Source organism: Arthrobacter zhaoguopingii (genome assembly GCF_009828595.1).
GTDB lineage: Bacteria > Actinomycetota > Actinomycetes > Actinomycetales > Micrococcaceae > Arthrobacter_D > Arthrobacter_D zhaoguopingii.
The window spans coordinates 373,893-399,221 of sequence record NZ_WPNY01000001.1; the positions used below are offsets into that span (position 1 = coordinate 373,893).

Here is a 25,329-nt window from a genome sequence, read left to right on the forward strand (position 1 = left end):
GTGCGCTCCGGGCGGTTGAGTGCCTAAGGTTGGGGTACGCAGAACTCAACGTTTCGGAGGGTTACGGCCATGGCAGCAGGCGCACTCAGTCCCCAGTACCGCAGCGAGGCGCTTGAGGCGCTGAAGGCCACGAGCCGGCCCGGCGGAGAACTCGACATCCTGATCGTCGGCGGCGGGGTGGTGGGCGTCGGCTCAGCCCTGGACGCGGCGACGCGCGGACTGACCACCGGCATCGTCGAGGCCCGCGACTGGGCCTCCGGGACTTCCTCGCGGTCCTCGAAGCTGATCCACGGCGGCCTGCGCTACCTCGAGATGCTCGACTTCGCCCTGGTGCAGGAGGCGCTGAAGGAACGTGGGCTGCTGATCCAGCGGATCGCCCCGCACCTGGTGAGGCCGGTGCCGTTCCTCTATCCGCTGGGCAAGCGCTTCGTCGAACGCCCCTACGTCGGGGCGGGCATCGCCCTCTACGACGCCCTGAGCATCGGCGGCGGGCACTCCCGAGGGGTGCCGTTCCACAAGCACCTCACCCGGCGCGGCACGCTGCGCGCGGCGCCCAGCCTGAAGAAAGACGCGATGGTCGGCTCCATCCGCTACTACGATGCCCAGGTCGACGACGCCCGGTACGTGGTGAACATGACCCGCACCGCCGTGCACTACGGGGCGCACGCGGCCAACCGGGTCACGGTGGTCAACTTCCTGCGCGAGGGCGAGCGGGTGGTCGGCGCCCAGGTCAAGGACCAGGAGACCGGCGAGGAGTTCAGCATCCGCGCCAAGCAGGTGGTGAACGCCACCGGAGTGTGGACCGACGAGACCCAGGCGATGGTGACGGACCGCGGGCAGCTCAAGGTCCGGGCCTCCAAGGGCATCCACCTCGTGGTGCCGCGCGACCGGTTCCAGTCCACCGTGGGCCTGATCCTGCGCACCGAGAAGTCGGTCCTGTTCGTCATCCCGTGGGGACGCCACTGGATCATCGGCACCACCGACACCAAGTGGGACCTCGATAAGGCCCACCCGGCGGCGTCGTCGCAGGACATCGACTACATCCTCGAGCACGTGAACCGGGTGCTGAACCGCCCGCTGACCCGCGAGGACGTCGAGGGCGTCTACGCGGGGCTGCGTCCCCTGCTGGCCGGGGAGAGCGACTCCACCGCGAAGCTCTCCCGCGAGCACATCGTCGCCCACCCGGTGCCCGGGCTCGTCGTCGTCGCCGGCGGCAAGTGGACCACCTACCGGGTGATGGCCAAGGATGCCGTCGACGAGGCCTCGCGCGCCCTCGACGAGCGGGTTCCCGAAAGCTGCACCGACTCCGTTCCCCTGCTCGGCGCGGAGGGGTACAAGGCAGCGTGGAACATGCGGGCGAGGATGGCCGAGGCCGCGGGGATCCATGTGGCCCGCGTGGAGCACCTGCTCCAGCGCTACGGCACGCAGGCCGACTCGGTCCTTGAGCTGATCAAGTCCGACCCCGCGCTGGGCGAGCCGCTGCCCGGCGCCGACGACTACCTCGCGGCCGAGGCGGTCTTCGCCGTCACCCACGAGGGCGCCCGTCACATCGAGGACATCCTCACCCGCCGCACCCGGATCTCCATTGAGTCCTGGGACCGCGGCGTGTCCGCGGCGCCGGTCGTCGCCGAGCTGATGGGGCCGCTCCTGGGCTGGAGCGAGCAGCAGGTCAACCGCGAGGTGAAGCACTACCTCGCCCGCGTCCAGGCGGAGCGGCTCAGCCAGGAACAGCCCGACGACGAGTCGGCGGACAGCGCCCGCACGGGTGCTGAGGACATCGTCCCGGTAAGCTAGGGAACGGCCGCGGCCGCGGTACGAACACCGCAGGGCATCGGCGGCCGCGGGCACGATGAGAGGCACAAATTGAGTGAGCTGTCCCTGGAGCTGCACGAGGCCGGGCTGACAACCCCGGACCTGGTGATCCTCGAAATGGAGGCCGAGTCCAAGGAGGACGCCAGCGCGCAGCTGGCCGCCCGCATGCACGCCGCGGGCAGGATCACGGACCTCGACGCGTTCCTCGATCAGGTCAACTCCCGGGAACACCAGATGGCCACCGGCCTGCCCGGCGGGGTCGGCCTGCCGCACGCGCGCAGCGAGTATGTCTGCCAGACCTCCATCGGGGTCGGCATCACCAAGTACGGGCACAGCCTCGACTTCGGCGCGGTTGACGGCCCCGCCACCCTGGTGCTGCTGATCGCCACCCCCGCCTCGTCGTTCTCCGAGCACCTGGAGGTGCTGGCCACCATCGCCCGCAGCCTGTTCAAGGAGAACTTCCGGGACTCCCTGCGGAGGGCCCACGACGCCGAGGTCATCGCGGAACTGATCAACTCCTCACTGGTGTTCTTCGACCACTGAGGGAGCCTGGCCGCGCCCGTTACTCGGTGCGCCAGGAGCGCCACAGCGAGGCGTAGGCGCCGTCGAGGGCCAGCAGTTCCTCATGGGAGCCGAGCTCGGTGATGTTGCCGTCCTCGACCACCGCCACCCGGTCGGCGTCGTGGGCGGTGTGGAGGCGGTGGGCGATGGCGATCACCGTCCGGCCTTCAAGGACGACACTGAGCGAACGCTCGAGGTCCCGCGCGGACTGCGGGTCGATGAGCGAGGTGGCCTCGTCGAGGACCAGGGTGTGCGGGTCGGCCAGGATCAGGCGGGCCAGGGCCAGCTCCTGCGCCTGGGCCGGGGTCAGCTCGTGGGCGCCGGAGCCGACCTCGGTGTCGATCCCCTCCGGCAGGGTGGCGGCCCAGGACAGCGCGCCCACCGACGCCAGCGCGCCGGTGATCTCCGCTTCGAGGGCATCGGCGCGCCCCAGCCGCACATTGTCGGCGACCGAGCCGACAAACACGTGGTGCTCCTGGGTGACCAGGGCGACCTCGCGGCGCAGGTCGTCGAGGGGGCGGTTTACCAGCGGCACCCCGCCGACGGTGACCGACCCTGAGGTGGGCGGGTGGATCCCGGCGATCAGGCGGCCGAGCGTCGACTTGCCGGCACCCGAGGGCCCGACGACCGCAAGGCGCTCCCCGCGCCGCAGGGCCAGGTCCACGCCGTGGAGCACGTTGTGCCCAGGCCGGTAGGCGTAGGTCGCCCCGGAGACGCGGATGTCCTCGTTCGCCGGCGCTTCGTCCGTCGCGGTGCGGTCTGGCGGCACCTCCTTCACTCCGATGATCCGGGCCAGCGACGCGGCCCCGACCTGGATCTCGTCGGTCCACATGATGAGCAGGTCGACGGGATCGATGAGGCGCACAGCCAGCAGGGCCACCGCCGCGACGGCCCCGGGGGTCACGATGTCGAGCGAGGCCAGCCAGCCGCCCCACACCAGCACCCCGGCGACCGGCAGCCAGAACGCGATGTCCGCCGCGGGGAAGAGGACGCTGCGCAGCCACAGCGTGTAGCGCTCGGCGCGGTAGCTGTCCGCCACGGCGGCGTCGATGGTGGCCCTGCGCGCACCGCCCAGGCCCAGCGCGTCCACGGTCCGCGCCCCTTCGATGGTTTCGGTCACGGCACCGTTGATCACCGCGTAGGTCTCGCGTTCCCTCTGGTACCCGGCCGAGGAGCGGGTCAGGTACCACCGCGTCACCGGGTAGAGCAGGGGAAGGCCGGTCAGCAGGGCCACCGACAGCAGCGGGGAGGCGACGACGGCGGCCGCCAGCGTCAGCACGATGGTCACCGCCGACACCACGACCTGCGGCACGCCGAACCGCACCGTGTGCGACACGGCGTCGATGTCGTTCGTGGTGCGCGCCACCAGGTCGCCGGTGCCGGCCTTCTCCACCGTCGACAGCGGCAGTGCGGTGACCTGCTCCATGAAGTCCTCCCGCAGCCGGGCGAAAACGCGTTCGCCGAACACCATGCCGGACCGCACAGCGAACCGGCGCAGGAGGGACTGCAGGAGCAGGGAACCGAGCATCGCCAGCGAAACCCAGGTGATGAAGTCCCGGGTGGTGCCGGCGAGGACGGCGTCCACGACGACGCCCAGCAGCAGCGGACCGGCGAGCCCGGCCACGGCCGAGCCCACGTACAGGGCCACCACGGCCGCCAGGCCGCGGCGGTGGTGGCGGATCAGGCGGGCGGCCTCGGCTCGAACGGCACGTGCGCCGGCCACCGGGAGGCGGTCCGGTTCCCCGCCGCGCTGCCCGGCGTCCGGGCCGGTGCGGGTTGCTGTATCACTCACTGCGGATCACAACATTTCGATAGTTCGGATTGCCTGCCATCAGGTCGCGGTGCGGACCGGCCGCGCTGACCCTGCCGTCCTCGAGGAAGACCACCGAGTCCACGACGCCCAGGAGCAGGGGACTCGCGGTCACCACCAGGGTGGTGAGGCCGGGGTGGGCCCGCTCCCTGCGGAAGCCGGCGGCGATCCGGGACTCGGTGTGAGCATCGACGGCGCTCGTCGGCTCGATCAGGATCAGGGTCTCCGCGCGGGTCAGCAGCGCCCGGGCCAGCACGATGCGCTGGCGCTGGCCGCCCGAGAACCCTCGGCCGCGCTCGGTCACCGCGGTGTCGAGTCCGTCCTCCACCCCGTCCAGGATGTCCAGGGCGCTGGCGGCCTGCAGGGCGTCGAGGATCGCGGCGTCGTCGTGGCGCTGCTGCGGGTCAAGCTGGGACCGCAGGGAACCGGTGAAGAGCTGGGGTGCCGCCTCGCTGACGACGATGCGGCGGCGGATCTCCACCAGCGCCACCGCGCCCAGGCCCACGCCGCCCCAGCGGACGCCGTCCGCGCCGTCCGCGGCGTCGTCGAAGCGTCCGAGCCGGGTGGCGACGGCGGCTGCGCCGGCGGGGTCGGACGAGACCAGTGCGGTGATCCGGCCCGGCTCAAGGGCCAGCCCGCTCGCAGTGTCCAGCAGGGCCGCGCCGGGCGCCGGGGGCGGCACCGGCGCCGGGGCGTCGGAGACCGAGGATTCCACCCGGAGCACGGCGAGGATCTTCCGGGCCCCGACCTGGGCGCGGATGGTCCGCGACACGGCGTCGGCCGCGGTGCGGATCGGGGTCACGAGGAACACCGAGAAACCGTAGAGCGCCACCAGCTCACCGGGAGAGATGGTGCCGTCGAGCACCAGACCGGCACCGACCCAGGTGAACACCACGCTGAAGGCACCGGCGATGAACACCTGGGACGCTTCGAGGTCGGCGAGGGAGCGGGCCACGCGGATGCCCGAATCACGGGTCGCCGCGGAACGGGCACGGTAGCGGCGGACGAAGATGTGCTCGCCGCCGATGCCGCGCAGCACGCGCAGCCCGGCGACGGTGTCGGCCCCCACCGCCGTCATCTTCCCCGAGTCGGCCCGCTGCTCGCGCTGGCGGGCCTGCAGCGGGCGCACCACGAACAGCAGCAGGGCGCAGCACGCCGGAACGCCGGCCAGCACCAGGAGCCCCAGTTCGGGGGAGGTGCCGAAGATCAGGGCGCTGACCACGAGCCACGCCGCGAAGGCGCCGGCCAGCCGGGCCGAGACGTCGAAGATCTCCCCGAGCCGGAAGGTGTCCGACGCGGCGGTCGAGACCACCTCGCCGGTGGAGAGGGTGTTCGGCAGGGCGTCACCGGTGCGGGTGACGTGGTGTCCGACCAGCTGGACCGACCGGAAGGAGGCCTGGAGCCAGTTGCTGACGGCCACGCGGTGCCCGAAGGTGTCGGCCGCGGCCTGCACCACCATCAACCCCAGCAGGATCAGGACCTCAACCGCGAGGGCGCGGGCGTTCCCGGCCAGGATGCCGCGGTCCACAGCCCGGCCGAGGAAGAAGGGCATGAGGGCCTGCGCCACCATCCATACGGCGCCGAGCAGGGCGCCGGCGGCCAGCGTGGCCTTCTGCTTCGAGGCAAGCCACACCAGGAACCGGGTGGGGGAGCGGAGGTCCGGAGGGCCGGAATCGGGGTAGGGAAAGGAGCGCACGAACAGTCATCCTAGACCGGTTTCCACCCCATTGATAGAGGTTTCCCAATCGCTTCGGCGGAGGCAGAAACGGGCGGCTCCCACGCTCCCTCCGGCGATGCTCTGGATATCCGCAGGATCGGCGCAGTATTTCAGTAGGAATTCCACGCTGTTTTTGCACCTCGCTATTTCGGCCCTGAACGTGGTCTTACTGTTGGAAAACCGGGAAATTCACCGGCCAACGCCTCCGGGGAACCGGGCCCCGGCCGGCGAAAATCCACAGCCACCGGCGCGGATTGCAAATCGTGTTTATGAGGGGATGTCCGAGTTGAACCGTGAAGAACGCAACAAGATGATTGTGGAGAATCTTCCGCTGGTTGGATATCTTGTCTCGGAAATCTGCGCACGGTCCCCGCACCTCTCCCGCGAGGACCTCGCCGGTGCCGGCGCCCTCGCGCTCGTCTCCGCCGCCCAGTCATTCGACCCTTCCTATGGCGTGCGGTTCGGCACCTTCGCCCGGCGGCGCATCCTTGGCGCCTTCGCCGACGACATGAGGGCCTCCGACTGGGCCAGCCGGGACACCCGCCGTCGGATCAAGGAGACCCTCGCGGTGTCCGAACTGCTCACCGGGGCGCTGCAGCGCAACCCCACGGTCGGTGAGATCGCCGAGGTGCTGGGCGTGGGACGGGACGCGGTGGCCGCGACCCTGGCCGACGCCTCACGCACCGTTTCCACACTCGACGAGAACGCGCCCGAGTCGCTCACCGCGGTCATGGCCACCCCCGAGGAATCCCTGCTGGTCTCCGAGCAGGCCCAGTATCTGCGGGCCGCGGTGCAGGCCCTGCCCGACAAGATGCGCTACATCATCGAGCAGACCTACTTCGAGGACCGCCCGGTTAAGGACCTGGCCGAGGAGTTCGGGTCCACCCACTCGGCGGTGTCCCAGCAGCGGGCCGAGGCCATCCGGTTGCTGCGCGACGGGATGGCTGCGGTGTATTCCGACACCGACGGCGCCGCACCCGCGCCGGAGTCCCGCGTCGCCCCCGCCCGGCGCACCGCCTATCTCAATTCCCTCGCGGCCCGGACCCGGGGTGGATCCACCCTGAGCGCCCCGGTGCGGCTGGCCGCCATGGCGCCTGTTTCCGCCTGAGGCCCCGGCGTATGCCGCAACGCCTGTTTTCGCCTGAGGCCCCGGCGTATGCCGCAACGCCCCCGGAGCCTGGAAGTCTAGGAGCGGGCGTCCGGCTCGGCGTCCGGTTCGGGGTCCCTACGGCCCAGCAGCGCCTTGAGCTGTGATTCGGCATCCGCATCGGAGACATTGGCCGAAAGATTCGCTTCGATCACGGCCTGGAGAATCTCACCGCGCTGGATCTTAACGCCCCGCGGCGCCTCGATCCCAATCTTGATGCCATCACCGCGCGATTCGAGAATGGTAATGACGATATCCTCGCCGATATGAATTTTCTCGTTGAATTTCCGCGTTAGTACCAGCACAGTGAAAGCCTATCTTTGAATCCGCGTCGGAGGGAAAACTGCGGTCTGGTGGGCGGCCGAAGACGGGCCCGCGGGCCGCGCAGGAACCTCCGGGGCGTCGTCCACCCAACTGACCGGAAAGCGCAGCGCCTGAACCGTATCGGGGGTGGCGGTGTCCCGGCGGGAGAAGGCAGCAACGGCGTCGGGTTCGGCCACGGCCTCCACCGCCTCAACCCACGACATCGTGTCCCCGTGTTTGCGGGTGGCATCCACCGCCAGCCACAGCTGGTCGAATCCCACGAGGGCCAGCGCGGGCAGGTGGACAAAGGCCTCGGAGGGGTAGCCCAGCCCGAAGGCGACGACCACCGGCGCCCCGGCGAGCACCCCGGCGGCCCGCGCTTCGGTGGCCGCGCGCCGGTCGGCCACGTGCGCCAGCCCCTCGACCCGAAGCGCCCCGGCCGTCAGCAGGGCCGCCGGAGCCGCGGGAGCCAGCAGGGACCGGCCGGCCTCGAGGGCGTCGCGGCCGGGCCCTGCCACGACGATGAGGTCGCCCGGGCCGTCCAGCGGCCACGGCGGCCGGTGGGCGCCCGCGGCGGCAGTGGCCGGGGTCGACCCCGCGGCACCCGCGGCAGGGTCGACGGCGGACTCCAGGTCCTTCAAAAAGGAGGAGAACTCTCCGGATTCCGTTGACACCGGCACGGCGTTGAGCGCCGCCTCGGCGGTGTCCGCGTCCGCCAGCAGGGCGGCGATGCCGGTGCGCTTGACCACCGGAAGGGGATCGGTCGACGGGGCGGCGGCGTCGGGCAGATCGACCGTGACCTCGTAGTGGTGGCGGGCCAGGAATCCGCCCAGCCCGCCCACCGTGACGGCCTCGGCCCGCACGATTACGGCCTCGGGTCCGTACTCGGCCCGGACCTGCCGGCGGAGCACCTCGATCGACGGGCCGCTAAGGTGAAACCTGTTCAGCGCCACGGACCACTCCTATCGTCTCGATGGGCACGTTGGCCGCCTGGGCCTCCTGATAGGACAATACCGGCAGTCCCCCCACCCGGGCGGAGACCAGCCGGCGCACCGCGGGGCGGATCAGCGGCGCGCAGACCAGGACGGGCTCGTGTCCCTGGTGACCGGCCGCCGCCACGGTGGCGTGGAGGGAGGCCAGGACCGCCTCGATGCGGTTGGCGTCGAGGAGGATCTGGCTGCCTCCTTCAGCGGGGCGCAGGCCCTCGAGCATCGACTGTTCGAGGCCCGGCTCGATCATGACCACGCTCAGCTGGCCGCCGCTGAGATGACGCACCGCCAGCGCCGGCCCCAGGGCGCGCCGGGCCGCCTCGATGAGCCCCTCGGGGTCCGTTGAGACCTTGGCCCGAAGGGTGAGCGCCTCGAAGATGCGCGGCAGGTCGTTGATGGGCACATGCTCCTCGAGCAGGCCCTGCAGGACCCGCTGGACCTCGGCGAGGGAGAGCAGCCCGGGGACCAGTTCGTCGACCGCCGACGGGCTTGCCTCCTTGACGCTTTCGGTGAGCAGCCGGACGTCCTCGCGGGTCAGCAGGCGCGCCGCATTGGCCGTGACGATCGAGGAGAGGTGGGTGATGAGCACCGAGACCCGGTCGATGACCGTCGCCCCGGTCATCTGGGCGCTGTGCGCCATGCCGGCCGGCACCCATTTGCCGGGCAGCCCGAACACCGGTTCCATGGTCGCGGTCCCGGGGAGGGCGTCGAGCGCATCGCCCAGGGCGAGCACCTTGCCCGCCGGGGCCTCCCCGCGGCCGGCCTCCACCCCGCCGATGCGGATGGCGTAGGTCCCCGGCGGCAGGTCGATGCTGTCGCGGGCGTTGACCGGCGGCAGCACGAACCCGAGGTCCATGCCGATCTTCTGGCGCAGGCTGCGCACCCGGGCCAGGAGGTCGTCCGAGGCGCCGGTGACGGTGTCCACCAGGTCCGCCGCCAGCAGGATCTCCAGGGGCTGGACGCGGAGCCTGCGGATGAGCTCCTCGGGCGACTCCGGGGCGGGTTCGGCGGCAGCGGAGGCCTCCCGCTGGGCCGCGGCCGCGGCGGCGGTCTCGGTGGCCTTGATCTTCCGCGAGGCGAAGATCAGTGCCCCGCCGATGAGCAGGAACGGGAGTTTCGGCATGCCCGGGATCAGGGCCAGGGCCACGGCCGCCGTGCCGGCGATCAGCAGGGCGTTGCGGGACTGGGCCACCTGGTTCGAGGCGGTGGTGCCCATGTCGGCCTCGGCGTTGGAGCGGGTCACGATCATGCCCGTGGCCACCGCCATCAGCAGCGCCGGGATCTGGGTCACCAGTCCGTCGCCGATGGTGAGGATCGCGTAGGTGCGCAGCGCCTCGACGGCGGGCATGCCGTGCATGGCCATACCGATGGCGATCCCGCCGACCAGGTTGATGATCAGGATCACGATGCCTGCGATCGCATCGCCCTTCACGAACTTCGAGGCCCCGTCCATGGCTCCGTAGAAGTCGGCCTCGGCGGAGACCTCGGCCCGGCGCTCCTTGGCCTGTTCGTCGGTGACCAGGCCGGCGTTGAGGTCGGCGTCGATGGCCATCTGCTTGCCCGGCATCGCATCGAGGGTGAATCGCGCGCCGACCTCCGCGACCCGCTCGGCGCCCTTGGTGACGACGAGGAACTGGATGACCACGAGGATCAGGAAGACCACGCTGCCGATGATGATGTTTCCGCCCACCGTGACCTGCCCGAACGCCTCGATGATCTTCCCGGCGTGGGCCTCCCCGAGGATCAGGCGGGTCGAGGCGACGTTCAGTCCGAGGCGGAACAGCGTGGCCACCAGCAGCAGCGAGGGGAACACCGAGAAGTCGAGGGGCTTCTGGACGAACATCGAGGTCAGCAGCACCACCAGCGCCAGCAGGATGTTTGCGGCGATCAGGAAGTCGAGCAGGCCTGCGGGAACGGGCACGATGAGCAGCATGATGATGCCGACCACGCCGATCGGCACCGCGAGGCGGGCGAGCTTGGAATTCATGGTGCGCTCCTTCGGGGGAGGACTCGGGGGTGGTGGTGAGGGGCGGGGGTCTCAGTCAAGGAAGGACCCCTTCCGGAAGGCCCGGTGGATGCCGGCCGCGCTGCCGCGCTGCTTCAGCCGCAGGACGAAGGCCAGGACCCCGGCGACGGCGGCGTAGAACTCGGCGGGGATCTCCTGGCCCAGGTCGCAGGCCCCGTGCAGGGCCCGGGCCAGCGGGATGTCCTGCACCAGCGGGACCTTCTCCTGTTCGGCCTTCTCCCGGATCTTCAGGGCCACCGGGCCGGCCCCCTTGGCGACGACCCTCGGCGCGGAGACCCCGGCCTCGTACTTGAGGGCGACGGCCACGTGGGTGGGGTTGACCAGGACGACGTCGGCCCCGCCGACGGCGGCGATCATGCGGTTCCGCGACAGGGCCATCTGCCGGGCGCGCCGCTGGGACTTGATCAGGGGGTCGCCGTCGGTGCTCTTGTTCTCGTCCTTGACCTCCTTGCGGGTCATCCGGGTCTTCTTCCGGTTCCGCCGGCCGACCACGAAGACGTCGGCGAGGGCGAGCACCACTCCGGCCAGGACGGCGAAGCGCAGCAGCGCGGCCACGCCCCCGCCGGTGGCCGAGAGCAGAGCGGCCACCGACATCCCGCCGGCGCTCATCAGGGTGGGCATGAGTCCCTGGACCACCCAGTACAGCACCGCTCCGAGGACGGCGGTCTTCAGCAGCGCCTTCACCCCGTTCCAGAGGGCCTGCGTTCCGAAGGTGTTCTTGACCCCGGTGACCAGGTTGAACTGCTCGAACTTGCCGCGGAACTTCTTGAACTGGATCCCGCCCTGGCCGGCCGCCCCGGCCAGGACCGCTCCGACGACGGCGAGCAGCATCGGAAGCAGCGTTCCGGCCATCGAGGCCAGGGCCTCGCCGAGGACGCCCAGGGCGATGCCGGGCTCCGGCGCCGCCGCGATGGTGCGGACGCTGAAGAGCTGGTCGGCGGCCGCGTCGGCGCCCCGGGAGATGGTCGAGGGAAGCATGACCGCGGCCGCGCCGATGCCGAGCCAGGCGGTCAGGTCGGAGGACTTGGACAGCTGCCCCTTCTCGCGGACCTCCTTCATCCGCTTTTCGGTGGCCTGTTCGGTCCGTTCCTGGGAGGAATCGTCGGCCATCTATCCCACACCTCCCAGCAGCGCCAGCGCCTCCTGTGTGAGCGCGGACACGACCCGCGGCAGGGCGAGCATGATGACAGAGCCGAGGACGAGGGCCAGCAGAATCTTCAATGGGAATCCGAGGGCGAACGCGTTGAGGGCCGGGGCGACCCGGTTGAGCAGGCCCAGGCCGACGTCGGAGAGGAAGAACACGACGAGCAGCGGCCCGGCGATCTGGACCGCGGCCAGGAACATCCCGGTGAACGCGGTGATGATCGCCGCGACGGGGTCGGTGAGGAAGACCCCGCCGCCCAGCGGGATGGCGGTGAAGCTGCGGATCAGCCCGCCGAGGATCAGCTGGTAGGCGTCGGAGGAGAACATCAGGGCCAGGGCGGTCATCTGGAACAGCCGGGTGAACTGGGCGCCGTTGATCAGCGAATGCGGGTCGAAGGCCTGGGCCATCTGAAACCCGCTCATCAGGTCGATCAGGCCGCCGGCGGACTGGATCGCGGCGAAGACCAGGTACACAAGGAAGCCCATGAGCACCCCGGCGCCGATCTCCAGCACGAGCGCGCCGAAAAACGCCGCCGTGCCGCGTTCGGTGTAGCCGGGGGTGACGGCGGGGGAGACGGCCAGTGCCAGCCCGAGGGCCAGCATGACCTTGATGCGCGCCGGAAACGCGGTATAGGAAAACGGCGGGGCGATGACCAGGAAGGACACCATGCGCACGCCGGCGAGCATCACCGGTTCAAGCCAGCCGAGGTTCAGCGCCAGTTCCACTCAGCCTCCCTCGAGCAGCGAGGGGATCTTGTCGAACAGGGCGTGGGTGAAGGACACCATCTCGGAGATCATCCAGTGTCCTGAGATCAGCAGCACGACGCCCACGGCGGCGGCCTTGGGGACGAAGGAGAGGGTGACCTCCTGGATCTGGGTGATCGACTGCAGCAGGGAGATCCCGAACCCCACGGCGAGCGCGGTGATCAGGACCGGCGCGGCGAGCTTGGCGGAGATCCACAGGCCCTGGAGGCCGATGTCGAGGACGGCGTTGGTGTCCATGGCTCAGGCGTAGCTTCGGATCAGTGCGGTGACGATCAGGCCCCAGCCGTCGACGAGGATGAACAGCAGGATCTTGAACGGCAGGGAGATGATCACCGGGGGCAGCATCATCATGCCCATGGACATCAGCGCCGAGGACACGACGAGGTCGATGACCAGGAAGGGGATAAAGATGACGAAGCCGATGATGAACGCGGCCCGCAGCTCGGAGATCATGAACGCCGGAATCAGGGTGGTCAGCGGCACGTCCTCGGGGGTGGCCGGGTTGTCCATCCCGGCGGCCCGGGTCATCAGGGCGATGTCCTCCTCGCGGGTGAACTGGAGCATCCACTGCTGGATCGGGCCGGCGGCCTCGGTGTAGGCCTCCTGGAACGTGAAGTCGCCGTCGAGGTAGGGCTGCACGGCGCCGCTGTTGATGTCCCCCAGCACCGGGCCCATGATGAAGAACGAAAGGAACAGCGCCAGCCCGGCGATCACCTGATTCGGCGGGATCGAAGGCAGGGACAGGGCGTTGCGCGTCATTACCAGCACCACGAAGATCTTCGTGAACGAGCTCATCATCAGCAGCAGGGACGGCGCGACGGTGAGCAGCGTGATGCCCAGCAGCGTGACCACGGCCGAGGAGGGGGTGCCGTTGGGGCCGTTGATCACCACTGACCCGTCGCCGTCCGGCGCGGAAGGATCGGTGGGCGGGGCCGGAGGCGCCGGGTCCACCGGTGCTGTGGGGTTCAGCGGATCAGGTGAGGCCGGGGCGGGGGCCTCGGGGGCCGGCTGCAACGGGGCCGGATCGGCCGGGGCGGGGACCACGGGCGCGGGAACGGGCGGCTGCGGCGGAGGAAACTGGACGGCGGAGGCGGCGGGCGCCTGCAGGAGCAGCAGGAGCACCCCTGCGGCGAAGGCCAGCAGGGCCAGGGGTAACCGGAGTGCGGCGCGGCGCGGCGGCAGGCACCTCACCCCTTCGGCCCGCCGAGGCCGGCGGTGAGGACCTGCTTCAGCGCCGCCGGCGACAGGATGGACCCGGTGGGCGCCGGTGAGCGGTGCTTGCCGGCGGTGGCCTGGTGCAGGACGCGCGAAAAGGCCTCGGCGCCCTGCCCGGCGGTCTCCGGGGCGGGGGCATCCGAGGTGGACAACACGGTGACCGAGTGTTCGGTGACGCCGAGCAGGAGGCGCTGGCCGCCGGTTTCGACGACCACGACGGAGGCCTTGGAGCCGACGCCCTGGCGGGCGAGGACCGTCAGCAGCCTCTCACCGGTCGCCGTACCGGCCGTACGCCGGGCGTACCGGTGCGCGAGCACAAGGACCGCCAGCACGGCGCCCAGGGCGAGCAGCACCCTCAGGATGAGGATGAGTGAATCCATCGTCAGTTGACGCCCTCTGCGACGTCGAGGATCTTGGTGATGCGCACGGCGAAGTCCTGGTCCACCACGACGACCTCGCCGTGGGCGATCAGCCGTCCGTTGAGCAGGACATCCGCGGGGGCGCCGGCCGACCGGTCAAGCTCAACCACTCCGCCGGGCTCGAGGTTGAGCACGTCGCGCACCGACATCCGGGTCCGGCCGATCTCCACGGTCAGGGCCATCTCCACGTTGTTGATGCGGCCGAGCTTGCCGACCACCGAGTCCCCGGAGACCGGCGTGGGGTTGAGGGTTCCGTACTCGCGGACCCGGATGGCGAACCAGCCCGCCGTCCCGCCGCCGGAGGTCAGTTCGAACACCGTCGTCTCCGGGTCGGCGAACAGCGCCGACGCGTCCTCGATCAGGGCCTCGCCGAGCACTCCTCCGCCGAGCACTCCGGCCGCCGCCTCGAGGGCGGGGCGCAGCACGTCCTTGAAGGAGACAAGCGGGGTGTCGGTGCCGGCGGCAGCGACGAGGGATCCGGTGCCCTCGAGCACGACGGCGAGGTCCGCCGAGCGGCTCCCGACGTAGGCGGCGGTCACCGCGCCGGCCGCGCGGGCGGCAGCGGCGGTGCGGTCCGGGGCGGGAACCGCGCTGACCGGGGCTGCGGAGGGAAGCAGCCCGATCAGCGCTTCGGCGGCGGAGTCCTTGAGGGTGGCAACGGAAACGGTCATGCGGGGTTCTCCTCGGTATCGACGATCTGGGCCGCCAGGCGGGCGCCGTTCCGGCCCAGGCCGGCCCGGGCGATGCGCTGTCCGGCGATGCGGACCTCAAGGGGCCGCCGTTCGGGATGGTTCAGGGGAATCAGGTCTCCCACCGCGAGGCGGAGGATGGCCTCGGGCCTCACGGCCACCGGCATCAGGCCCACCGACACCTCGACGGGGACCCACGCCATCTGCTGGCGCAGCAGCTCCGCGGCGTTCTCGGGGGAAGTCGTCGGGTTCGTCGCCCCGAGCTGCGGCAGGACGGTCTCAGCCGGCAGGGCCACGGTCCCCTCGGCGGTGTTCTCCCCGACCCGAAGGGTGAAGGTGGCGACCACCATCAGGTCCGACGGTGCGGCAGCCTGGGCGAACTGGGCGTTGTACTGGATGGAGTTGAAATTCAGCGGCATGGGCAGCAGGGAACCGAAGGAGTAGCGCAGGTCCTCGAGGGCGTCTTCCATGAGCCGCTTCACGAGGGCCTGTTCGATCTGGGTGAACTTCCGGCCCGGCGCCGGCTGGCTGCCGTTGCCGCCGAGCATCCGCCCCACCCAGGCCAGCGCCGAGGAGGTCGGGAACTGGATGACCGCCTGCGGCTCGTAGTCCTCGAGCCGGCACAGCACCATGGCCGTGGTCGCGGGCAGGGAGGCGGCGTATTCGTCGTAGGTCTGCATCAGGACCTGGTGGGTGGTGACCTGCGCCTTGACGCGCACCTTCGCCGTCAGCTGCGTGCCCCACTGCCGGGCGAAGGTCTCGAAGGCCACTTCGAGGGCGCGGCTGTGCTCGCGGGCGAGCGTCGTGGGCCGGCGGAAGTCGTAGACCTCGACCGTGCGTGCGGGCTCGGGCAGGAGGGTTTCCTGAAGGTTGGAGGGGGTCACGATAATCACTATCGGCGGTCCGGCCCGGCCCGTAAGCCGTTGCCGCCTCCTCATCGGGCCGCAGCCCGTTCCGGGCGCCCGCCGCCGTCGAGCTGCGGTCGAGCCGTCGCCGTCACCGTCAAGCCATGCCGGATGCCGGATGCCAGCGCCGGGGACACCTGCCCGCCCGCAGGCGGACATCCGCCGTCAGGGGCGCTGTCCGACAACTTCCGGGATCAGGGACCGGACGCTCTCCGGCTGGTCGGAGAGAACGACGATGTCGACCCGGCGGTTCAGCCTCAGGTCGGCCTCCGTGCGGCCCTCGTTCAGGGGCCGGGACTCGCCGTAGCCGCTGGCCTCCATGCGGGTGCTTTCCACCCCGCCCTGCTCGACCAGGTGCCGGACGACATTGACCGCCCGCGCGGTCGACAGTTCCCAATCGAGGACGTAGCGGTCGTCGGGGAGCTTGGCGGTGTGGCCCTCCACGGTGACCTCCCGCGTCGTCGTCTGCAGTTCCGGCGCGGTCGCGTCGAGCACCCGCTGGGCGGCGTCCGTCAGTTCCGCCCGGTCGGGGTTGAAGAAGGTCTCCGAGCTGACCATGCGGACGGTGAGGCCGCGTTCGTCGAGGGTGAAGCGGACGGTGTCCTCAAGACCCTCCTTCGTCAGGGCGGCCGTGATGCGCTCCTTAATGGCCTCGAGGTCGTCCACCTCCTGGATGGCTAGCTCGAGGTCGGTGAGGTCCTCGCCCTCATCCTCGGCCAGCTCCGGCGGCAGGACGATGCCCTCGGCGGTGTCGACCTTGCCCACGTTCTCGACGCCGAAGCCGGTGGCCAGGGAGTTCTTGAGCTTCTCGAACTTCGCCACGTCCACCGAGGACATGGCGAACAGGACGATGAACAGGCACATCAGCACGGTGACCATGTCGGCGTAGGACACAGCCCAGCGCTCGTCGGCGTGGAACTCCTCGAGCTGGCTCGCGCGGTAGCCGCGGCGCGGGCCCCTACGGCTCACGCGGCCGCCTCAAGGTCGGAGGCGGTGGGGGGTCCTTCCTTCCGCTTCCCGCCCCGCTTATGGGGAGGAATCATGGCGGTGAGCCGTTCACCGAGGAGGATGGGCTGGGCCCCTTCCTGCACGGCGAGCAGGCCCTCCATCTGGAGGTTCATCTGTTCGAGCTCGAGCTCGGACAGCCGGGCGAGGCGCGCACCGATCGGCAGCCAGATGAAGTTGGCCGAGAGCAGGCCCCACAGGGTCGCCACGAAGGCCGCGGCGATCATGTGCCCGAGTTCCTCGGGGTTGGAGAGGTTCTCGAGGACATGGGTCAGAGACACGACCGTGCCGACGATCCCGACGGTCGGGGCGTACCCGCCGAGGCTGTTGTAGAACTTGGAGACGGCGTGGTTCGCCTTCCGGCGGGTGCTGATTTCGTCCTCGAGCAGGATGCGCAGGTCCTCGCCGTCGGTGCCGTCGGCGATGTTCTGCAGGCCGTTCTTCATGAAAGGATCGTCGGTTTCGGCCGCCTCGGCCTCAAGGGCCAGCAGGCCGTCGGCGCGGGCCTTCTCCGCGAACCGGATGATCTGGTCAACGCTGTCCTGCGGGGAGTCGGTCCGGCCGCGGAACGCCTTGGGCAGGGACTTCACCGCCTGGACGACATCCTTGATGGTCGAGCTGGCGATGCCGATGGCGATGGTGGCGCCAAGCACCAGGATCATCGGGGCGGGCAGCAGCAGGGAGCTGACGTGGGCGCCCTCCATGAAGATCATGGCGTAGAGGGAGCCGAACGCGAGGAGGAGACCGATCAGGGTTGCGGGATCCATGGCGCTACTTTCTGGGGCGCTGGCCGGCGGGACCGGGCAGGACGTCGTGCGGGTGGACAATGCTCAGGTGCGCCGGCTCCCGCCCGCTCTCGGCGCGGGCCTCCGTGCCGGTCGCCGGCCCGGTGAAGCTTCCCGCGGCGTCGCCGGCGTCGGCCAGGCGGTGGGCGTAGGTGAGGACCCGTGCGCGGAATTCCACGACGAGCGTGATCACCTCATCGAGGGATTCGGCGACGATGTGGCGCATCCCGTTGACCATGACGAGCGTGGTGTCGGGGCTGGCATGGATGCGCTCCACGAGATCGGGATTGATGCCGAACCGGTCTGTGCCGTTCAGCCGGGTCAGGACAATCATGGGTTCCGTTTCCGCGCGTTCTCGTGTCGGCGGCCCGGGCGGGCTGCTCCTTAGTAACAGTCGGCAGCCGAAGTGGTTTCGTAAGGTGCAGGGGCCCGGCCGGACGGCGGCCGTCGCATCCAGGGGTCGGCCCTGCGGGAGCGGTGCGGAGTCTCTGGCGTGCGGCCTGCCCTCCGCCGAAACTGCAGCTCTCCACGCATACGCGCCGCCGAAGGGTGGTTACGTGCCGTCTCGGCGGGCGGAGTCTCTGGCGTGCGGCGCGGAGGTGCCGAGCCGGGGCCTGGAATGCGCCGCTCCGGGATGCCGAAAGTGCCATCTCCGGGGAGCGTACGTGAGCCGCGCGCGTCATTTATGCTGAGCCGATGAGGAAGCGGGTGGTCTTCGCGGCGGCGGGATCGGTAGCTGCCGGACTCGCGGCGCTTCTGATTTGGCGAGGACCTCCTCTGCCGCCCGGCACCGTGAAAACAGTTGCTCGGATCCGCGCTGGCCCGGTGACGGGAGTCATCACCGGGGAATCCGGGTACGCCCGGTCCGGAGGGGTGCGGATCTGGTACGAGTCCATCCCTCCCGTCAGGCCCGAGAAGGGTGTTGTACTGCTCAACTCCTCCCTCGGAGTGGGCTCCCTATTTTGGCCGCCCGCGTTCCTCGGTGCCATGTCGGCGGCCGGATATCGGGTGGTCAGGTACGACCACCGTGGCGCCGGCGCGTCGAGTTGGATGACGGGCTGGAGCCGAAAGCATCCGTACTCTCTCATCGAGATGGCGAACGACGCGATTGCGGTGCTCGACGAACTTCGCATCGACCGCGTTCACGTGCTTGGAGTCTCCCTCGGAGGTTTCGTCGCTCAGGAAGTTGCAATCGCGCACCCCGAGCGCGTCCTATCCCTCACCCTCATGTCAACATCGGCGGACCCGACCGACACCTCGCTGCCCGGACCCCGGACCTGGCCGCTGATCCGGTCCGCCCTAGCCAGTCTTCCTCTGCTCCGGTACCACCTACTCGGCGGGGAATCGAATGTTGTGAAGGGGGTCCTCGCGGGGTTGGTCGCGCAAGGAAGTGACGAACCCGTCGACGTGGAGGCGTGGACCAGGATCGTTCTTTACGACCTGCGCGAACGCGGCGGGCTCAACCTCCGGGCGCTGCGGCAGCACCAGGCTGCCGTCGCCGTGACGCGCTCCCGATACCCGCTCTTGAACACGATTGCGGCGCCCACCCTCGTCGTACATGGGACCGCCGATGCCTTCTTGCCGATCGAACACGGCCACCGACTCGCCGCAGCTATTCCCTCTGCCCACGGTCTCTGGCTGGAAGACGCTGGTCACCCGTTCCCATATCCAGGCATGCCCCGAGTGATGAGGGCAATCATGAGCCACCTCGACTCCGCGGCAACTGCGACTGGTTGCTTGGGCGCTCCTCTGTGAACTAGAGTGAGTAAGTACTCACTTACCACGTTCGGTCCGCCTTGGGTGTTTCTTCAAGACCCGCGGACAGAACATGGTCCAGTGCAACGAAGAGGAGATAGTAATGAGTAGTTCTGGAGCAGATTCAGGCACGGTTCTTGTGACAGGTGCAACAGGTACGACGGGGAGTCGGGTGCTCAGGCTCCTTCTCCGAGCGGGAGTAGCGGCTCGGGGTGCAACGAGGTCTCCTGGCAGCAACCGCGATCTCGTGAAGTTTGACTGGTCGGATCCGACGACGTACGCCGCTGCCAGCAAAGGGTGCAGTGCCCTCTATCTCGTTGCTCCCGTTGCCGAGCCGGCAGCGCTCGACCTGGTCAAAGCCTTCACTTCTGTCGCGAAGGCAAACGGGGTAAAACGGGTCGTTGTCCTGAGTTCTTCCTCGCTTCCGACCGATGATGAGTCCATCGGGCATCCTCTGATCGAGATCGCGCGGTACGTGCGCTCCGAGTTCGAACAAGTCGCCGTCTTGCGGCCCTCCTGGTTCATGTCCAACGTGATCGGTTCCACACCGCTTGCACGCGCGATTCGTGACCGCGCCGTCGTTGTCTCCGCCACCGGCGAGGCGAAGGTGGCGTTCATCGATCCAGATGACATCGCCGAGGTCGCCGTGAAGATGCTGCAGGAGGACGAGGAAGCGTTCCCCGCCGGCGATGCTGTGCTGACAGGGCCCAGCACCCATAGCTTCCGTGAGGTGGCCTCGCTCATCTCGCGCGAGGTAGGGCACCAGATTTCTCATCTTGCCTTGGATATTGACGACTTTGCGTCGTTTTTGGTGGAGAGCGGTGTTCCCGCCATTCCTGCTCGTGAACTTGCCGCCTTGGACCGGGTCGTTGCCGCCGGCGCTGAGGATCGAGTCACAGACACCGTCGAACGGATCCTCGGGCGCCCGGCTCACCACCTCGAGCAGTACATCAGGTCACACGCCGATGAATTGCGGGACCGGGGAGGGGCGGGTCCCGACCGGGAAGCGGCGCGTGATGCACTGTCAACGATGGCGTGGCTCGTTGACCGGGGGCGGTGGCAGGACCTCGAAGCTCTCTTCACACAGGAAGTCAGCCTCGACTACTCACGCGCCCGAGGCACGAGCTCGATTATCAGCCGAACCGAACTCGTGAAGAACTGGCGGGAACGACTCGACCCGTTGGAGGCATCGCAGCATGTCCTCGGAGGCATTCGAGCGTCGGTGACTGGAGACGTTGCCCGCGTCTCGGCAAATGTACTGGCTTATCTCCTTGCTCGCCCGACCGACGGGGGAACCGGCGAACTTACAAAAAACGGAGGTCAGTGGGAAGTCGAAATGGTGGTCCGGGAGGGTAGTTGGAGAATTCAAAGCATGACGGCATCTCTGAGTTGGGCCGAGGGACGACAGGATGTCCTGGAGGGGGAACAGAGCCGCAGCTCACACGCCTGACCCTCGAAGACTGTCGGCCCAGGCGCTCCTTTCTTCCGGGGTGGGATCCAACGCATTGACACTGTTGATGAGCTGACCGATGGCAAGATATTGCTGGATTTCTACGTCCGTCGCACCAAGGCGCCGACGGAGAAAATCGACCTGGTCGGAATAGCATTCAGCCACGGCCTGACGAAGCGCCGGCACCGAGGATGCGGCGGTCGCATGAAGCAGGACCATCGCCGCATTTCGATCAATCCCCGTACGCGCAGCGCGTTCTCGTAATACATCACTTGCCGAGAACGGGCGTCCGGACGCCTCGAAGCTTTCAAGGCTTTCCAGGATCGCTGCCCTCAACCGCAGCTTGACCTCCTCAAGGACCGCGACAAAGAGAGCCTCCTTGCTCGGCCAGATCTTGTAGAGGTAACCCTCAGACAGATTGGCTGCTCCAGCGATGGCGGCTGTCGTCGTGCCGTAATATCCACGAACACCGAATACCTCAAGAGCTGCATCGATGATCTCGGCACGCCGTTCAGTGCTTGTGGACAATCGACGCGACTTGGCTTCCATTCTGGAAGGGTAGCAAGTGTGGGAGGCGGTGCCCGCCACGCTGCTTGAGCTCGGAACTGCTGCCGATGGGACCTTCACCGCGCGTCCCAGGCCCTCGAGGCCCTCGCGGACAGCGTGAGAAGGCCCCGCCCTTATGGGCAGGGCCTTCTCACGCTGTCTTGCGCTCCGGTCGATGCTTAGATGCTGTTGGAGATGCGCTCGTAATCCAGTTCGCCGTCTCGGGTCTGGACGCCGGCGGCGAGGAGTTTATCGGCCAGCGCGAAAACTTCGTCGCCGAACGCCGCGTAGAGGGCGGTGTTTTCGACGGCGTAGGCCTCCAGCGGCACGGCCGGCGCCATGGCGTTGACGGTTGTCTTGACTGCAGCGATGACCTCCGGGCGAAGCCGCGCGATGCGGCGCGCCAGTGCATCAACGTGTGCGTCGATTTTATCGGCGGGCAGGGCCCGATTGATCAGGCCGTACCGCTCGGCGAGCTCCGCGTCGACAAGTTCGGCACCCAGGATGAGTTCCAGGGTTCGGGCGCGGCCGATGAGGCGGGTCATATTCACGGTGCCGCCGCCGCCGGGAAGAATGCCCATCTGCACCTCGGGCTGGGCCTGTCCGGACCTGCCGATCGCCGCGAACCGCATGTCAAGGCTCATCAGGAACTCATTGCCCGCGCCGCGGGCGAAACCGGCGAGCTTGCCGATCGTTACCTGGGGCAGGTTCCGCACATCCTCGCTCAAAGCCTGGAGGATGTTCAGGCCCTCCGGGACATCCCAGCCGGGTGCGGCCGCGATGGCCGCGTTGGTGGCCGCTGGAAGGGCCTCGGGATCTGTCAGGTAGCCCATGTCCCCATGGGCGATGAAGAACTCCGGATCGGCCGACTGGAAGACGATGACCCGGACAGCGGCGTCGTCGTGCACCCGGTAGAGGAAGCCGCGCAGCGAGGGCAGCAGGACACCATCCATCAGGTTCAGCGGCGGGTGATTCAGCGTCACCGTGGCAATCCCCTCGTCGACGGAGACATGGAGTCCAGGCAGGTTGTCGTAAGTCAAAATATCTCGATTCGAAAGGGCCGCACGCAGCCGAAGGGTGGAGGCACCGCACCATGGGCACTCCAGCGTCGTTTGTGACACTGCGTATCACTATAGCGCGTGAATTTCATTCCTGAAACACAGGGTAGGATTGAGGCATGCCTCCTAGTCCTGTCAGTGTCCGAGCCATCAGTAAGCACGCCGTCCGGGCAGAGCTCGCACGCGTTGCGTTCAACGAGTTCTGCGCAACCGGCTTCAATCAGGTCACTTTCGCGGACCTGGCGGGGGCTACCGGAGTATCGCGAAGCACGTTCCTGCGGTACTTCACGAACAAGGAAGACGTCGTCCTGTTTCTCTTCGATCCGATCGGCGACACCATCGTCGAAGCCCTGGCCTCCGATGCCCGGTCGGACGATGACTGGCATGCGCTGCGTCGCGCGTTGAATCCGGTAGTGGACTTCCTGCTGCGGGACACAAGCGAAGTCATGGCATTCCTGGACCTGATCTACGAGACACCAGCACTCAGCGCTCGGTTCCGGGAGAAGCAGTTCGACTGGCGGCCGAATATTGTCCGCGCACTGCAACAAACCCATGCCGCACGGGATGAGTTATTTGTCACCCAGGTTCGGGTAGCGGCGGCGATGGAGTGCTTTGCGGCGGCGCTGGCGGTCTGGCGGGAATCAGAAGGGCGGGAGGACCTCTCGACGCTGATCGACACTTCCTTCAGCGCCCTGGATCCCGCCATCGCAGTTCAGACCAGTTAACCGGCTGCGCCGCTGCTGCCAACGTGCTGTAACCACCGTCCCGAAGCCCGCGAGTGCCGGGTCGTTGGCGCTGGATGCTGGTATCGGCGATGAACTGCGGCCAGGGCGGTCCCGGCGGCAGAATCCCCGGATCAGTTACGGCTTGAGGCACCAACCATGCCGGGACCGACCGACCAGCACATCCTCATCCTGCAACGGGGCCTGGCTGTGACGAAGGCGACGGGGAGCCAGTGTGCATGCTCGCCAGTGTCGCTGCACGATCACGATCGGCCGGCGTCGGCAGGGTGAGAATTTCTGCGCCGTCCTCGGTGATGGCGATGGTGTGCTCGCTGTGCGCCGCCCGGCTGCCTGTCGCACTGCGCAGTGTCCACCCGTCGGCGTCGGTGATGAGCGTGGCGGTGTCGGCCATCACCCACGGCTCCAGTGCGAGCAGCAGCCCCGGGCGCAGTGTGTAGCCGCGGCCCGGCCGGCCGGTGTTCGCAACGTGCGGGTCCTGGTGCATGGTTGATCCGATGCCATGGCCGCCGAACTCGGTGTTGATCGGGTATCCCGCCTCGCGGAGGACCGAACCGATGGCGTGTGAGATATCACCGATGCGGGCCCCTGGTCCTGCTGCGGCTATCCCTGCGGTGAGTGCCCGTTCGGTTGCGTTGATCATGGCGACGCTTTCCGGAGGCTTCGTGTCGCCCACGATGAAGCTGATGGCAGAGTCTGCTGCGATTCCGCCTTTGGTGATGGCAAGGTCCAGGGTCAGCAGGTCGCCGTCGGCCAGCGCGTAGTTGTGCGGCAGCCCATGAAGGACGGCGTCGTTGACCGACGTGCAGATGTAGTGGCCGAACGGGCCGCGCCCGAACGACGGTGCGTAGTCGACGTAGCAGGACGTCGCTCCCGCCTCGGCGATCATGGTCTTGGCCCACCGGTCGAGATCGAGCAGGTTCGTGCCGACCCTGCTGCGGTGCCGCAGCGTCTGCAGGACGTCGGCGACCAGGGCGCCGGTCTCCCTGGCTCGAGATAGTTCTGCCGGGGTGAGGATCTCGATCATGGGTGCACCTTCCGTGTATGACCAATAACTATACCGGTAAGAGTATCCCGGATAGGATCGACGGCATGGTCAGGTTGCCGCTTACTCCCGAAGATCTCGAACGTGGACAGAGACTGGGCGCGCTGATGCGTCTCGCAAGGGGAGAACAATCCATGCTCCACACGGCCCTGGCTGCGGGTGTCTCACCGGAAACCCTCAGGAAGATCGAGTCGGGCCGTGTAGCGACTCCCGCTTTTCCGACAATCGCGGCGATCGCAGAGGTTCTCGGGCTGTCCCTCGATGCAGTGTGGGCAGAGATCAACCGCCCGGAGAGCGGTGCGGACCCGGCCCGGTCCAAGGACGATGCGCGCGAACCGCTCGCCTCCTGAGCTCCGTCTCCGCGGCGGTGCAGGAGGCACGCAGCGGAACACAAAAGCAGGGCTTCATGGTCACCTCATGTCCCGGACGGCCGAAGGGTGTGGTCCTGATGGGCACTCTGCCCGGCCGGCCAATCCGGCAGGAGTCGAAGGCGCCGCACGTCAGTCGAGGATGGCGGTGGCTTCGACCTCAACGAGAACATCCGGTTCGAAGAGGGATTCGACTCCGATCAATGATGCGGGAGGCATCGGCAACGGCAGGGCGAGTTCCTCTGCGACGGAGTTGATGCCCGCCATGAAGGCATCAATCTTTTCAGGGGCCCAGCCCGTCACGTAAAAGGTGAGGCGGACGACGTCATCGAAGGTGGCGCCGGTGCTGGCCAGGCCTTGGTGGACGTTGCGGAGGGCCGAGGCGACCTGCCCGGCGAGGTCGCCTGGCTTCTGTGGTCCTCCGTCCTGGTTCGTGGCAACCTGACCGGCGATGTGCACGTGGCGGGTGCCGGTGGCGACGGCGACGTGGTGGTAAGGGGTTGAGGGCATCATGCCCTTAGGGGATGACAGGCGAACGCTCAATGGAATCTCCTTCAGTGCGAATTGGTATCCTTAAGGTACTTGGTATGTTTTGGACACTTCAACGAAACTAGGTTTCATGTCGGATACTGATCCCCATCCCACGGAGCGCTTCGAGCTGAGTGCGCCGCATCGTGAGCTGCTCGATCAGGTGCTCGATAAGTGGTCGCTGCAGGTGCTGGGAGAGTTGTGTGAGCGGCCCTGCCGCTTCAATGAGTTGCGCCGGGCCATCCCGGCAGTCACGCAGAAATCGTTGACCGGCACCCTGCGCCGGCTTGAACGCAATGGCGTTGTCGAACGCGTCGTTCTCGACGCGCGGCCGGTAGCGGTGGAGTACCGCATCACGGCGTTGGGCAAGACCCTTCGAGCGCCCGTCGATACGATCCTGGAATGGGCGGCGGTTCATCTGCCCGGCATTGAGGCGGCGCGCGGCCGCTACGATGCGGATGTCCGCTGACGCGGTGACAGGAGAAGGACAGTACGCCGTTCATCTCAAATCGGGCGTGACGCATGGATCGGTCACGGCTGGGACGCGG

27 protein-coding genes are annotated in these 25,329 nt (G+C 68.4%); 8 read left to right on the forward strand and 19 right to left on the reverse strand.

Features of this window, described 5'->3' with window-relative positions:
• Positions 1 to 69 precede the first annotated feature (69 nt).
• Both GVV86_RS01835 and GVV86_RS01840 read left to right on the forward strand, forming a co-directional pair.
• Complete coding sequence (locus GVV86_RS01835; RefSeq protein WP_159801052.1) at positions 70 to 1,794, forward strand: glycerol-3-phosphate dehydrogenase/oxidase; 1,725 nt, start codon at positions 70 to 72, stop codon at positions 1,792 to 1,794.
• Between the two features lie 69 nt (positions 1,795 to 1,863).
• Positions 1,864 to 2,355, forward strand: a complete 492-nt coding sequence (locus tag GVV86_RS01840; protein ID WP_159617600.1) for a PTS sugar transporter subunit IIA — start codon at positions 1,864 to 1,866, stop codon at positions 2,353 to 2,355.
• A gap of 19 nt (positions 2,356 to 2,374) precedes the next feature.
• Here GVV86_RS01840 and GVV86_RS01845 read toward each other — a convergent pair whose 3' ends face one another.
• Together GVV86_RS01845 and GVV86_RS01850 are read right to left on the reverse strand one after the other, a co-directional pair.
• Positions 2,375 to 4,165 carry an ABC transporter ATP-binding protein gene (locus GVV86_RS01845; RefSeq protein WP_159801054.1) on the reverse strand — a complete coding sequence of 597 codons (1,791 nt, stop codon included), beginning with the start codon at positions 4,163 to 4,165 and terminating at the stop codon, positions 2,375 to 2,377.
• Complete coding sequence (locus GVV86_RS01850; RefSeq protein ID WP_159801056.1) at positions 4,158 to 5,879, reverse strand: ABC transporter ATP-binding protein; 1,722 nt, start codon at positions 5,877 to 5,879, stop codon at positions 4,158 to 4,160. Before GVV86_RS01850 ends, GVV86_RS01845 begins: the two co-directional genes overlap by 8 nt.
• A 307-nt stretch (positions 5,880 to 6,186) precedes the next feature.
• Here GVV86_RS01850 and GVV86_RS01855 point away from each other — a divergent pair, with 307 nt between their 5' ends.
• Positions 6,187 to 7,008 (forward strand): sigma-70 family RNA polymerase sigma factor, encoded by an 822-nt coding sequence (locus GVV86_RS01855; protein WP_159617872.1) that lies wholly within the window; start codon positions 6,187 to 6,189, stop codon positions 7,006 to 7,008.
• A 77-nt stretch (positions 7,009 to 7,085) separates the two neighbouring features.
• On the opposite strand, the gene csrA is transcribed toward GVV86_RS01855, so the two are convergent.
• The 13 genes from csrA to GVV86_RS01920 form a co-directional block, all read right to left on the reverse strand.
• Entirely contained in the window at positions 7,086 to 7,352 is a 267-nt protein-coding gene (csrA, locus tag GVV86_RS01860; RefSeq protein WP_159617598.1) for a carbon storage regulator CsrA, read from the reverse strand.
• Positions 7,353 to 7,361: 9 nt separating this feature from the next.
• Positions 7,362 to 8,303, reverse strand: coding sequence for a hypothetical protein (locus tag GVV86_RS01865; protein ID WP_159801058.1), 942 nt, complete (start codon positions 8,301 to 8,303; stop codon positions 7,362 to 7,364).
• The gene (locus GVV86_RS01870; protein ID WP_159617596.1) at positions 8,278 to 10,326 is read right to left on the reverse strand and encodes a flagellar biosynthesis protein FlhA; all 2,049 of its coding nucleotides are present in this window, start codon (positions 10,324 to 10,326) and stop codon (positions 8,278 to 8,280) included. The genes GVV86_RS01865 and GVV86_RS01870 overlap by 26 nt, the downstream gene beginning before the upstream one ends.
• A gap of 51 nt (positions 10,327 to 10,377) precedes the next feature.
• Positions 10,378 to 11,475: an EscU/YscU/HrcU family type III secretion system export apparatus switch protein gene (locus tag GVV86_RS01875; protein ID WP_159617595.1), complete on the reverse strand. Its 1,098-nt coding sequence runs from the start codon at positions 11,473 to 11,475 to the stop codon at positions 10,378 to 10,380.
• On the reverse strand, positions 11,476 to 12,234 hold the full coding sequence (locus GVV86_RS01880) for a flagellar biosynthetic protein FliR (protein ID WP_159801060.1): 759 nt from the start codon (positions 12,232 to 12,234) through the stop codon (positions 11,476 to 11,478). It lies immediately after the preceding gene.
• Positions 12,235 to 12,510, reverse strand: a complete 276-nt coding sequence (gene fliQ, locus GVV86_RS01885; RefSeq protein WP_159617593.1) for a flagellar biosynthesis protein FliQ — start codon at positions 12,508 to 12,510, stop codon at positions 12,235 to 12,237.
• Positions 12,511 to 12,513: 3 nt separating this feature from the next.
• Positions 12,514 to 13,242, reverse strand: a complete 729-nt coding sequence (fliP, locus tag GVV86_RS01890; RefSeq protein WP_246199730.1) for a flagellar type III secretion system pore protein FliP — start codon at positions 13,240 to 13,242, stop codon at positions 12,514 to 12,516.
• Positions 13,243 to 13,460: 218 nt separating this feature from the next.
• A complete protein-coding gene (locus GVV86_RS01895) occupies positions 13,461 to 13,868 on the reverse strand; it encodes a FliO/MopB family protein (protein ID WP_159801062.1) in 408 nt (135 codons plus the stop codon).
• Between the two features lie 2 nt (positions 13,869 to 13,870).
• Complete coding sequence (gene fliN / locus GVV86_RS01900; protein ID WP_159617590.1) at positions 13,871 to 14,578, reverse strand: flagellar motor switch protein FliN; 708 nt, start codon at positions 14,576 to 14,578, stop codon at positions 13,871 to 13,873.
• A complete protein-coding gene (locus GVV86_RS01905) occupies positions 14,575 to 15,480 on the reverse strand; it encodes a flagellar motor switch protein FliM (protein WP_246669843.1) in 906 nt (301 codons plus the stop codon). Before GVV86_RS01905 ends, fliN begins: the two co-directional genes overlap by 4 nt.
• A gap of 186 nt (positions 15,481 to 15,666) precedes the next feature.
• Positions 15,667 to 16,470 (reverse strand): OmpA/MotB family protein, encoded by an 804-nt coding sequence (locus GVV86_RS01910; RefSeq protein WP_246669844.1) that lies wholly within the window; start codon positions 16,468 to 16,470, stop codon positions 15,667 to 15,669.
• Positions 16,467 to 17,273: a motility protein A gene (locus tag GVV86_RS01915; RefSeq protein ID WP_159617588.1), complete on the reverse strand. Its 807-nt coding sequence runs from the start codon at positions 17,271 to 17,273 to the stop codon at positions 16,467 to 16,469. Before GVV86_RS01915 ends, GVV86_RS01910 begins: the two co-directional genes overlap by 4 nt.
• Positions 17,274 to 17,277: 4 nt before the next feature.
• Entirely contained in the window at positions 17,278 to 17,625 is a 348-nt protein-coding gene (locus tag GVV86_RS01920) for a flagellar FlbD family protein (protein WP_159617587.1), read from the reverse strand.
• A 362-nt stretch (positions 17,626 to 17,987) separates the two neighbouring features.
• Between GVV86_RS01920 and GVV86_RS01925 the strand changes: the two genes are divergently transcribed.
• Together GVV86_RS01925 and GVV86_RS01930 are read left to right on the forward strand one after the other, a co-directional pair.
• Entirely contained in the window at positions 17,988 to 19,046 is a 1,059-nt protein-coding gene (locus tag GVV86_RS01925) for an alpha/beta fold hydrolase (protein WP_159801066.1), read from the forward strand.
• 103 nt (positions 19,047 to 19,149) lie between these two features.
• Entirely contained in the window at positions 19,150 to 20,496 is a 1,347-nt protein-coding gene (locus GVV86_RS01930) for a nuclear transport factor 2 family protein (protein WP_159801068.1), read from the forward strand.
• Here the strand turns inward: GVV86_RS01930 and GVV86_RS01935 are convergent.
• Together GVV86_RS01935 and GVV86_RS01940 are read right to left on the reverse strand one after the other, a co-directional pair.
• Complete coding sequence (locus tag GVV86_RS01935) at positions 20,485 to 21,045, reverse strand: TetR/AcrR family transcriptional regulator (RefSeq protein WP_159801070.1); 561 nt, start codon at positions 21,043 to 21,045, stop codon at positions 20,485 to 20,487. The two genes, GVV86_RS01930 and GVV86_RS01935, sit on opposite strands and share 12 nt — an antisense overlap.
• Positions 21,046 to 21,221: 176 nt before the next feature.
• Positions 21,222 to 22,082, reverse strand: coding sequence for an enoyl-CoA hydratase/isomerase family protein (locus GVV86_RS01940; protein ID WP_159801072.1), 861 nt, complete (start codon positions 22,080 to 22,082; stop codon positions 21,222 to 21,224).
• Positions 22,083 to 22,219: 137 nt separating this feature from the next.
• Here GVV86_RS01940 and GVV86_RS01945 point away from each other — a divergent pair, with 137 nt between their 5' ends.
• On the forward strand, positions 22,220 to 22,825 hold the full coding sequence (locus tag GVV86_RS01945) for a TetR/AcrR family transcriptional regulator (RefSeq protein WP_159801074.1): 606 nt from the start codon (positions 22,220 to 22,222) through the stop codon (positions 22,823 to 22,825).
• A gap of 184 nt (positions 22,826 to 23,009) precedes the next feature.
• On the opposite strand, the gene map is transcribed toward GVV86_RS01945, so the two are convergent.
• Positions 23,010 to 23,867, reverse strand: a complete 858-nt coding sequence (gene map, locus GVV86_RS01950) for a type I methionyl aminopeptidase (RefSeq protein WP_159801076.1) — start codon at positions 23,865 to 23,867, stop codon at positions 23,010 to 23,012.
• A 65-nt stretch (positions 23,868 to 23,932) separates the two neighbouring features.
• Between map and GVV86_RS01955 the strand changes: the two genes are divergently transcribed.
• Positions 23,933 to 24,235, forward strand: a complete 303-nt coding sequence (locus GVV86_RS01955; protein WP_159801202.1) for a helix-turn-helix transcriptional regulator — start codon at positions 23,933 to 23,935, stop codon at positions 24,233 to 24,235.
• Positions 24,236 to 24,385: 150 nt separating this feature from the next.
• Here GVV86_RS01955 and GVV86_RS01960 read toward each other — a convergent pair whose 3' ends face one another.
• Positions 24,386 to 24,796: a Rid family hydrolase gene (locus GVV86_RS01960; RefSeq protein WP_159801078.1), complete on the reverse strand. Its 411-nt coding sequence runs from the start codon at positions 24,794 to 24,796 to the stop codon at positions 24,386 to 24,388.
• Between the two features lie 76 nt (positions 24,797 to 24,872).
• Between GVV86_RS01960 and GVV86_RS01965 the strand changes: the two genes are divergently transcribed.
• Positions 24,873 to 25,250 carry a winged helix-turn-helix transcriptional regulator gene (locus GVV86_RS01965; RefSeq protein WP_159617579.1) on the forward strand — a complete coding sequence of 126 codons (378 nt, stop codon included), beginning with the start codon at positions 24,873 to 24,875 and terminating at the stop codon, positions 25,248 to 25,250.
• Positions 25,251 to 25,329: the final 79 nt, after the last annotated feature.